Source organism: Pleomorphomonas carboxyditropha, assembly GCF_002770725.1.
Taxonomy (GTDB): Bacteria; Pseudomonadota; Alphaproteobacteria; order Rhizobiales; family Pleomorphomonadaceae; genus Pleomorphomonas; species Pleomorphomonas carboxyditropha.
The window spans coordinates 1-2,768 of sequence record NZ_NQVN01000057.1 but is presented as its reverse complement, the minus strand read 5'-3'; the positions used below and the strand labels follow the sequence as shown (position 1 = coordinate 2,768).

Sequence of the window (2,768 nt, the reverse complement as noted above, 5' to 3'; positions counted from 1 at the left end):
CGCCGCGCCAACCGGGCGGCAGCGGCCATGGGGGCCGGCCACAACCGCCCCGCCACCGGTTAGATCGCCGTGCGCCCTGCGGCACCCACGACGATCTATTTCCTTGTGGCCGCATCGGATTTTCCGAGAACCGGATTCCACTTTTCGGTCCGATGCTCTGGTGCCGGCTGCTCACAACCCGGGGTTCGTCAACCGCTGCCGGGCACGCAGGCGTTCGCGATGCAGGGAATAGAGCCCGCTCGCCACGATCAGCGAGGCGCCGACGGTGGTCGCCGGGCCGGGCACGATGCCCCAGACGACAAAGGACAGGCCCGTGGCGGAGATCATCTGCATATAGCTGAAGGGAGCGAGCAGCGACGCCGGCGCCATGCGATAGGCGAACACGCAGCAGACCTGCCCGAAGGCGAAGAACACGCCGCCGGCCATGCCGAAGGCGAATTCGTGCCACGACGTCTGGCCGATCTCCGGCCAGACCAGCACCGTCGTCACGGAAAGGCCGATGACCGACGTCCAGACCATCATCGTCTCGGCGCGATCGCGTGCCGCCTTGCGTGTCAGGATGGTCGAAAAGGCGCCGACGAAGGCGGCAACCAGCGTGAAGATCGAAGCGTAATGGAAGCTCGACGTTCCCGGCTGCACGATGATCAGCACGCCGATGAAACCGACGAGGGCCGCCAGCCAGCGCCGGACGCCGACGATCTCGCCGAGGAAGACGATCGACAAGGCCATGACGAACACCGGCGCTACGAAGGAGATCGCCGTCGCGTCCGGGATCTGCTGGTGCCGAAGGCCGAGCAGGAACAGGATGGAGCCGCAGATCGCCGTCAGCCCGCGCAGGACGTTGAGCCAAGGATGCCGGGGGCGGAACACCGCCTTCCCCTCGCGACGAAGGGCGAACGGGACGGCGACGATGACGTAGACGAGATTTCGCCACCAGGCGATCTTTTCGGCGCTCGCCTCGTTCTGAATGAACTTGGCGCCGACATCGCAAGCCGCAAACAGCAGCGTAGACGCCGCGATCAGCGCGATGGCGAGCAAGATCTGCTCGTTGACGCGCGACAGCCCGACGTCGATCGTCGGGGACATGGTCTGGGAGGTCACCTTGGTCTGCCCGAAAAGAGCCGGCGGATCAGCGGGCCGGCTTGGAATGGCGCAATTGCTATCCTCGGGATGAAACGATTTTGAGGCAAAGACAAGGCAGCGCGGAAAAGTACGATAAAAAATGCCCGGCTGCGGCAAAAAGGCATGAACGACCGGTAAACCCGATCAGGACAAATAGCTCGCCAGCGACAGGTTGGCGATCTTGCCGATCGCCGCGTAGGCCGCCTGCAACTGCGCCTGGTAGTTGGACATGTTGGCCGCCACCGTGGTGATGTCCACCTCGCTGAGGTTGGCGATCAGGTCTTCCGTGGTGGTCTGGTAATCCTCCTGGGAGCTGACGGCGGATTCGAGCGCCGACGCGTTGAGCGACAGCTTGGTTTGCACCGTTGCCAGGCCATCGATGGCGCTGGTCAGAAGGTCGATCGCCTCGGTCACCGAAGCGCTGTCCGTCGAGCCGTTGGCGATCGTCGACAGGGCCCACAGCGCCTGCCGGAAGCTGGCGTTGTCCGCCGTCACGCCATAGGAAACGACGTGGCTGGACGACACGCGCACCGAGGTCACCTGGTCGTCGCCCTGATAATAGTCCAGTTCGTCCTGCGAGGTGGCGGTGGAGCCTTCGATGCTGTCGATGTCGACGGGTGCGGTGTCGACCGCGCTGCCGGCGAACAGATAGCGGCCGTCGAGCTGGGTGTTCATCAGCGCGACGACGCTTTCGAGCATCGACTGGGCGGTGGTTTGCAGCGTGTCCGAACTGATGGTGGAGGAGGCCAGCGTCGCCTTGAAGCTGGTCAGGTCGTCGATGATCGAGCCGACGGCGTTATACATGGTCTCGACGCGGTTGCTGGCCGTGTTGGCCGCCGCCTCGTAGGCCTTGGAGCGCGTCATCGACGCCTGCAGCGAAACGACGCTGCCGGCTTTGGCGCCGAGCCCGCCGTAGTCGCCCGAAACCTGGCCGGAGGCCTGCTGCAGCGTGGCTTCCGCCTGCTTGACCTGAATCCGCATCGCCGCCTGGAGCAGGCTCTGGGAGGATGCAAAGGTGGCGACGCGCATGGCCATGCGTTATATCCCTCTACTCGATACGACTGGTCGCGACGCTCAGCTGACGGCCGAAAGCAGCGACTCGAACATTTCCTTGGCGATCTGGATCACCTGCGCCGCTGCCGAATAGAGCGTCTGGTAATCCTCGAGCTTGGCGGTCTCCTCGTCGATGTTGACGCCCGATTGCGAGGCGATGGTGCTCGACAGCGACGACTGCAGCGTCTCGGCCGTCGTTTCGGCGGCCTCGGCCGTCGAGGCGCGGCTGGCGAAAGCCGACACCACGCGCGAGGCGTAATCGGTCAGCGTGCCGCTCATGGTGCCGATGCTGCCGGCGGCGCTGTAGCTGTAGGAGGTGGTCAGCGCCGAGTTCAACGCGTCCGACACCGTCGTGGAGCCGCTGGTCAGCACCGTCTTGCCCGTGGTCGTCGTATCGGTGGAAAGCGTTCCGACCGCCAGCGTGCCGCTGTCCGCCAGCAGGCTCGACGACACCTTGATGTTGGAGGCCGAGCTGCCGGTGAACACGGCGTTGAAGCCGAAGAAGCTCGAAAAGCTCTGGCCGTCGATCGAGCCGTCGAGCGCGCCGATCGCCACGCCCGAGCCGTCGGTATCGGAGCTGATGCTCAACGTGC

Annotated in this window: 3 protein-coding genes; all 3 read right to left on the bottom strand. The window is 64.9% G+C overall.

The window, feature by feature from the left end; genetic code table 11:
* Window positions 1-171: 171 nt before the first annotated feature.
* Complete coding sequence (locus CJ014_RS27145) at window positions 172-1,086, bottom strand: DMT family transporter (protein ID WP_133121958.1); 915 nt, start codon at window positions 1,084-1,086, stop codon at window positions 172-174.
* Window positions 1,087-1,266: 180 nt separating this feature from the next.
* On the bottom strand, window positions 1,267-2,157 hold the full coding sequence (locus tag CJ014_RS27140; protein ID WP_100083611.1) for a flagellin: 891 nt from the start codon (window positions 2,155-2,157) through the stop codon (window positions 1,267-1,269).
* A gap of 39 nt (window positions 2,158-2,196) precedes the next feature.
* On the bottom strand, window positions 2,197-2,768 hold a 572-nt coding region (locus CJ014_RS27135), incomplete at its 5' end, for a flagellar basal body rod C-terminal domain-containing protein (protein ID WP_280952366.1).

What these genes read in the sequence shown, in the direction of transcription:
- CJ014_RS27145 (WP_133121958.1), bottom strand. Translation starts at nt 1,086, where the DNA reads ATGTCCCCGACGATCGACGTCGGGCTGTCGCGCGTCAACGAGCAGATC.
- CJ014_RS27140 (WP_100083611.1), bottom strand. Translation starts at nt 2,157, where the DNA reads ATGGCCATGCGCGTCGCCACCTTTGCATCCTCCCAGAGCCTGCTCCAG.